General features: G+C 70.2%; 8 protein-coding genes. 7 read left to right on the forward strand and 1 reads right to left on the reverse strand.

The genetic code is table 11. The features are described from left to right. Positions 1-86 precede the first annotated feature (86 nt). Together HNV26_RS19960 and HNV26_RS19965 are read left to right on the forward strand one after the other, a co-directional pair. Positions 87-578, forward strand: coding sequence for an Mpo1 family 2-hydroxy fatty acid dioxygenase (locus tag HNV26_RS19960; RefSeq protein ID WP_090486952.1), 492 nt, complete (start codon positions 87-89; stop codon positions 576-578). A 9-nt stretch (positions 579-587) separates the two neighbouring features. Further along, positions 588-1,103 (forward strand): Mpo1 family 2-hydroxy fatty acid dioxygenase, encoded by a 516-nt coding sequence (locus HNV26_RS19965; RefSeq protein WP_171445539.1) that lies wholly within the window; start codon positions 588-590, stop codon positions 1,101-1,103. Positions 1,104-1,125: 22 nt separating this feature from the next. On the opposite strand, the gene HNV26_RS19970 is transcribed toward HNV26_RS19965, so the two are convergent. Further along, a complete protein-coding gene (locus HNV26_RS19970) occupies positions 1,126-2,370 on the reverse strand; it encodes an adenylate/guanylate cyclase domain-containing protein (RefSeq protein ID WP_366816905.1) in 1,245 nt (414 codons plus the stop codon). A gap of 234 nt (positions 2,371-2,604) precedes the next feature. On the opposite strand from HNV26_RS19970, the gene HNV26_RS19975 reads away from it, so the two are divergent. From HNV26_RS19975 to HNV26_RS19995, 5 genes are all read left to right on the forward strand, one after another. Beyond that, the gene (locus HNV26_RS19975) at positions 2,605-3,339 is read left to right on the forward strand and encodes a 16S rRNA (uracil(1498)-N(3))-methyltransferase (protein ID WP_171445541.1); all 735 of its coding nucleotides are present in this window, start codon (positions 2,605-2,607) and stop codon (positions 3,337-3,339) included. 110 nt (positions 3,340-3,449) lie between these two features. Next, positions 3,450-3,716, forward strand: a complete 267-nt coding sequence (locus tag HNV26_RS19980; protein WP_140860942.1) for a GlsB/YeaQ/YmgE family stress response membrane protein — start codon at positions 3,450-3,452, stop codon at positions 3,714-3,716. Positions 3,717-3,908: 192 nt separating this feature from the next. Then, positions 3,909-4,490, forward strand: a complete 582-nt coding sequence (locus tag HNV26_RS19985) for a hypothetical protein (protein WP_171452853.1) — start codon at positions 3,909-3,911, stop codon at positions 4,488-4,490. Beyond that, positions 4,487-5,323: an RDD family protein gene (locus HNV26_RS19990; RefSeq protein WP_253816823.1), complete on the forward strand. Its 837-nt coding sequence runs from the start codon at positions 4,487-4,489 to the stop codon at positions 5,321-5,323. Before HNV26_RS19985 ends, HNV26_RS19990 begins: the two co-directional genes overlap by 4 nt. Positions 5,324-5,375: 52 nt before the next feature. Further along, a partial coding sequence (locus HNV26_RS19995) for a GspE/PulE/PilB domain-containing protein (RefSeq protein ID WP_495525091.1) occupies positions 5,376-6,000 on the forward strand: 625 nt, incomplete at its 3' end.

The raw sequence follows: 6,000 nt of genomic DNA on the forward strand, positions 1-6,000 counted from the left end.
AGGAGATTGGCGCCCGCGGCCAGGAAACCCGGCGCCACTTCCCCTACGCTGCGGAGCATCCACACCCCTTCGCTTCCGGAGGACGCATGCTCAAGCCCCATGTCGTCGCCCTCTTCGACGAGTACTACTCCTCGCATCAGCACCCGACGAACCGGCTGACGCACAAAATCGCCATCCCGCTCATCGTGCTCCACATCGTCGCGATGCTGGACTGGGTGCACCTGCTGGCGGTGCCCGCGATTCCCGGCGGCTCGCTGACGCTGGGCATGGTGGTGTTGGCCCTGGCTGCCGTCTGGTACCTGCGCGCCGACGTGAAGCTGGGCATCATCGTGGTGCTCTTCATGGCCGCGTGCTTCCCGGTGGGCCGGCTGATGCCCACGTGGAGCGTGGTGGTCATGGCCGCGTTCGCGTGGCTGGTGCAACTGGCCGGACACAGCGTGTGGGAGAAGAAGTCGCCTTCCTTCCTCACCAACCTGGTGCACGCGCTGGTGGGCCCGCTCTTCTTCGTCGCGGTGCTCCTGGGCGACTACGTCCTCAAGCCGCAGCAGCAGGCCGCCACCACGCCGGTCCGCGCGTAGTCCCACGCCATGACGAGCTTCGCCGACAAGCTGCGCGTCTGGTTGCCCCTGCATGAGAACGGCGTCAGCCGCGCCGTGCACTTCGTGGGGGCCTACATGTTCATCTTCGCGTTGCTCGTCCCGCTCAGCCTCGTCCGGCTGCCCGTGGGTGACACAGTGCTCACGGCGGCGCACGTGCTGCTGCTCGCGGTGGTCCTCTACGCCGTCTCCCTGGAGTGGACGGCGGGGCTGCTGATGGCGCTGCCCCTGGCGCCCACGCTGCTCGCCGCGGAGGCCGTCGTCGCGAGGTTTCCTGTGGGCACCGCCGCCGCGGTGGCGGTGGGCGTCATGGCCGTGCGCTTCGCGCTCGTCGTCGGCGCGCACGTCGTCTTCGAGAAGAAGACGCATGGCCTGTCCCTGGGCGGCCCCCTGCTCTTCTTCATCGAGCCCGTGTACCTGCTCACCGTGGCCCTGTTCTCGCTGGGCATGAAGCAGACGCTGCGGGCCGAGGTGATGTCGGGCCCCGCCGTGTCACAGCCCGCCTGAGCACCCAAGCCGCGGCGAGGCGCTACGTGCCCGCCGCGGCCTTGAGCACGGGCGGGATGTCCTCATGGGTGCGCGGGCCGTGCAGGGAGTAGACGACCACGGACTCCCGCCGGCCCTTCACGTGCGCTTCACCCAGGCGCTCGCCCGTGAAATGCCCGCCGCTCATCTGCCACGTCCGCTCGCTCACCAGGATGTCCACGCCGTGGGACTTGGTGAGGCCCTCCACGCGAGACGCCAGGTTCACCGCGTCACCGATGACGGTGTACTCGTACTGCTCGGCGCCGCCGAGCATGCCCGCCGCCACCATGCCGGTGTGCAGCCCGATGCCGATGCGCAGCGGCGGCAGGCCTCGCTGCACGCGCTGGGCGTTGATGTCCTCCAGCTTGGCGCGCATGTCGAGCGCCGCCCGCATGGCCAGCTCCGCGTGGTTCTCGCGCGCATCCGGAACGCCCCAGCACGCGAGCATCCCGTCGCCCAGGAACTTGTTCACGATGCCGTGGCGCGCCATGACGATGTGGGCCATGTGCCCGAAGTAGTCGTCCAGCAGCTCCAGCACCTGGCCCGGGTCCAGCGTCTCGCTCAGGGTGGTGAAGTCGCGGATGTCGCTGAAGAGGATGGTGACGTCGCGCTGCACCGGCTGGAGGGAGGCATCCCCCAATTGCATCACCCGCTCCACCACCTGGCGGGGCAGGAAGCGGGACAGGCCGTCGCGGCGCCGCAAGTTGAGGAACATGCCGCCCACTTCCGAGTTCGTCAGCGCGATGAGCGCGCCCAAGGCGGCGTAGCAGATGAGGACGAAGCTGGTGCGCGCCACCGAGCCGTGCCCCGTCATCCACGCGAGCAGCGCGTAGGCGCCGCTGGACAGCACCGTGGACAACAGCACGTGCCACCACGAGTACCGCACCACGGAGAACGCCAGCACCATGCCCAGGCTGGCGCACAACATGCCAGCATCGTAGACGCCGGAGATGCGCCAGGTGTGCCACGCCATGAATGAGAAGAAGCTGGTGTCCGCCAGCGTCGTGGGCACGGGCAGCCACCGGGCCCGCTTCGGGTGCGGCTTCTGGAGCAGCAGCACGGCGATGGCGACGACGGAGAAGAGCACGTACGCGGCCATCGCCTGCAGGCGCACGCCATCCACCGGTGCCGAGTACGTCTCCCCTCCGCCCCAGGCGATGACGACCTGGCTGACCGCCATCAGCAACACCACCAGGACGCGGACGATGGCCACCCGGCGCTCGCCCTGAAGCGAGCTGGTTGCCAGCACCACATCTTCGTTGGAGTGTGATGTGGCTTTGTCGCTGCGGCGCATGGTGACGAGCACTGCCCGCTATCGTGCCTCAACTCCCCCACAAACAGCGAGGACCCTGGGCTTCCGCAGTCAGCGCATCTTTTGCACACGCCAGGACGCGCACGGAGCAACTGTCTGCCAACCTGACACCTTGAAGTCGGTGGTCCCCAGGGTCAGAGTCCATCCCCCCCGCGCTCTGGAGAAATCGCCTTGGTCCGCCTCTTCGCCCCGTTGCCCGAGCCCGCTCCCGCCGAAGTGGAGCTGACCGGCGAGCGCCGTCACTACCTCCTGCATGTCCTGCGGCTGGAGGAAGGCGACGCGCTGGAGGTCTTCGACGGGAAGGGCCGGGCCTTCGAGGCCCGCGTGGCCCACGTCACGCCCGATGTCGTGCGCGTGACGTTGGGCGCCGCGCGCGTGGCCCCCCCGCGCCGCGAGGTCAGCATCCTTCAGGGCCTGCCCAAGGGCGACAAGCTGGAGCTGGTGCTCCAGAAGGGCACCGAGCTGGGCGCCACCGCCTTCCACCCCGTGGCCACGGCGCGGAGTGTCGTGAAGCTCGAGCCCAAGCGCGCGGAGGAGCGCACCTCCCGGTGGACGAAGATTGTCGAGGAGGCCGCTCGGCAGTGCCGCAGGGACGACGTGCCACGCGTGGCCACGCCTGCCCCACTGCTGGATGCGGCTCGCTCGCTGACCGCGGGCACCGTGCTGCTCGTGCTAGACGAGGAAGAGTCGGCCGTGCCCTTGGGCGAAGCGTTCCGGGCCGCGGGCGCGGGCACCGCCATGGCACTGGTGATTGGCCCCGAAGGGGGGCTTGCGCGTGAAGAAGTGGATGCCCTGATGGCCCTGGGCGCGCGACCAGTCACCCTGGGCAAACGCATCCTCCGTACCGAGACGGCGGCGCTCGCGGCGCTGGCGGTGATGATGCACCTGGACGGCGAACTCGGGTAGCAGGGGGGCAGCCGACCGCTCGGAGCGGGCGGTTCACACTGTCCGAAGATGATTCCTACGTTTCTGCCGTAGGGGACCTCAGGGGGACCCTCAACACAGGAGAGACACTCATGGGGATCATCGCATTCATCGTTATCGGCCTCATCGCGGGTCTCATCGCCCGCGCCATCCTCCCCGGGAAGCAGAGCATGGGGCTCATCGCAACGACCTTGCTCGGCATGGTCGGTTCGCTCGTGGGCGGCCTTGTCGGTTCGCTGTTCCAGCGTGATGGTCGGCTCTTCGAGCTGAGGCCTGCAGGCATCATCATGTCGGTGATTGGCGCAATCGTCGTGCTCCTGCTGGTGGGCGCGGCCGGACGGCGACGGGTACATGCCTGAGAGTGAAGGACTCTCCACGCGACGTCCCCCCTTGGGATACGCGCATGACACGGTGATGAGCCCCTGACGGTCCTTCGAGCAAGGGACCTCGGGGGCTCGCACTTTTCTTGCCCCCGGCTCATGGCTGTCTTTTCATGTAGCAGTCGTCCAGCCGGGAGGAGTCCGTTGTCCAAGTGCTTGAAGTGCGGTGCCATGCTTCCACCCGTGGGTGAGTGCGCGGCCTGCGACACCGTCACTGTCCGCTCACCCGGAGTGCCCAGCCTCCTCGATCGCGACATCCGCATCGACCGCCGCACGGAGCAACGCGAGGAAGAGCTATCGACGCTCCCGGGCACGCCCGCGTTCGCCGACCTGGCGCAGCACGCGCCGCCGCCCTCCGCGCCGCGCAGCCGGGGGCCGCCCCCCAGCAGGCCGGTGCCGCCCAGCCGGGTGCCGCTGTGCCTTGGGCCGCCGCCCAGCAGCAGGCCGCGCCCCGCGCCGCGCAGCCCGGTGCCGCCGCGCCTCAGCAGGTCGGTGCCGCGCAGCCAAGTGCCGCCGCCCTCCGCGCCGCGCATCCCGGTGCCGCCGCGCCTCAGCAGGCCGGTGCCGCACTGCCCCACGCCGCGCAGCCGGGTGCCGCCGCGCCTCAGCAGGCCGCACCTCGGGCCGCGCAGCCTGGCGCTGCACCCCCGCATGCGGGAGCCGCGCTGCCTCACGCCGCGCCGCGCCCGCCTCAGCCAGGCGCCGCCGCGCCTCGCGCCGCTCAGCCCCAGCCCGCGACGGGTTCTCCCATGACGCCGGCCTATGGAACGCCGCCGGTGGCGCCCGCGCCGCGCCCGCAGGCCCCGGCACAGCTGGCGGCTCCTGCGATTGCGCCCGTTGGCCTGCCCCGCATGGAGCAGGCGGCACCTCCCGCGGGCCTGCCCCGCATGGAGCAGGCGGCGCCTCCCGCCGCGTCCACTTCCGGACTGCCTCGCATGGAGCACGCGGAAGCCGCCTCCACGGGTCTCCCGGCGATGGAGTCCCCGGCCGCGGCCCCTTCGGCCCTGCCGAACATGGAGCCGCTCCTCCCCGGCGTGTCCGTGGGGGTGGCGCGCTCCGAGGCCATCAAGGCGCCCCCGTCCAAGGCCCAGGTCAAGTCCGCCTCGGGCGTCACGGAAGTGCGCGCCCGTCCAGCCGCCCTGTGGCGGCGGCTGCTCTCCTTCACCATCGACACGGCGGCCATCGCCGGCGTGGCGGCGCTCTACCTCACCCTGGCCTCGTCGGTGACGGGGCTGAAGACGCCGGAAGCGGGGCTGACGGGGTTCGATGCCTTCGTGGCCTGGCTGCGCGCCTTCCACACCATCCTCCTGCCCGGGTTTTTCCTCGTTCTGGTGCTCGCGCTCGTATACTGCGCGGTGGCTGCCTTCCTCTGGAATGGCCGGACGCTCGGACGGCTGCTCCTGGGGCTGCGGCTGGTGGACACACATGGGATCGCCCCGGCACCGGGACGAGCCATCGTGCGCGCCCTGCTTTCCGGCGTGTCCTTCGTCTTCTTCCTCGGTGGCTTCTGGATGGCGCTTTTCGACCGGCGCGGGCAGACGCTTCATGACAAGCTGACGTCCACCTTCGTCGTTCAACCGAGCTGAACCACCGGCTCATTGTGCCTTGCGGCCGCGGCCGTAAGATGCCGCGTCCTACATGCCCGCCCGTCTCGCCCAGTTCCTCGTCTCACGCATGCTTCTCACGCAGGAGAGGGCGGGGGAGGTGCTGCGTCAGCACCAGACCCTGGGCGGGCAGGTGGACTCCGTGCTGTTGGAGCAGGGCGTCGCCAGCGAGGCGGACGTGCTCGCGATGCTCGGAGAGGTCTCCGGCTTCATGCCGGTGAACCTGATGGACTTCGAGCCCAATCCCGAAGTCGCCTCCTTCATCCCGCCCAAAATCGCCGAGCGCCTGTGCGTCGTCCCTCTGTCCCTGGACGGCAACACGCTGCACGTCGCCAGCGGCTACCCGGTGCCCAAGAAGGAGCTCGACGAGGTCGGCTTCCTCCTGGGCAAGCCGCTCGAGCTCTGGGTGGCCACCGAGGTGCGCGTCCGCGAGTGGGTCTCCACCATCTACCGCCAGCCCCTGGCCCTGCGCTTCGCGAAGCTCGCGGCGGCGTTGGATCCGGAAGCCCAGGTGGCCCCGCCGCCACCGCCGCCCGCCGCGGCCATGGAAGAGGAGTCGCTCACCACGGACATGGTGGAGCGGTTGGCGCGCTCCGTCGCGCAAGAGCCCCTCGCCGTGGAGACCAGCGCCGCGCCCCAGGCCGCGGCCCCTCGTCCCC

The organism is Myxococcus xanthus, from assembly GCF_013116825.1.
Taxonomy (GTDB): domain Bacteria; phylum Myxococcota; class Myxococcia; order Myxococcales; family Myxococcaceae; genus Myxococcus; species Myxococcus xanthus_B.

Bases quoted from the DNA above. Each gene is read 5' to 3' on its own strand.
- HNV26_RS19960 (WP_090486952.1), top strand. From the start codon at position 87: ATGCTCAAGCCCCATGTCGTCGCCCTCTTCGACGAGTACTACTCCTCG.
- HNV26_RS19965 (WP_171445539.1), top strand. From the start codon at position 588: ATGACGAGCTTCGCCGACAAGCTGCGCGTCTGGTTGCCCCTGCATGAG.
- HNV26_RS19980 (WP_140860942.1), top strand. From the start codon at position 3,450: ATGGGGATCATCGCATTCATCGTTATCGGCCTCATCGCGGGTCTCATC.
- HNV26_RS19985 (WP_171452853.1), top strand. From the start codon at position 3,909: ATGCTTCCACCCGTGGGTGAGTGCGCGGCCTGCGACACCGTCACTGTC.
- HNV26_RS19990 (WP_253816823.1), top strand. From the start codon at position 4,487: ATGACGCCGGCCTATGGAACGCCGCCGGTGGCGCCCGCGCCGCGCCCG.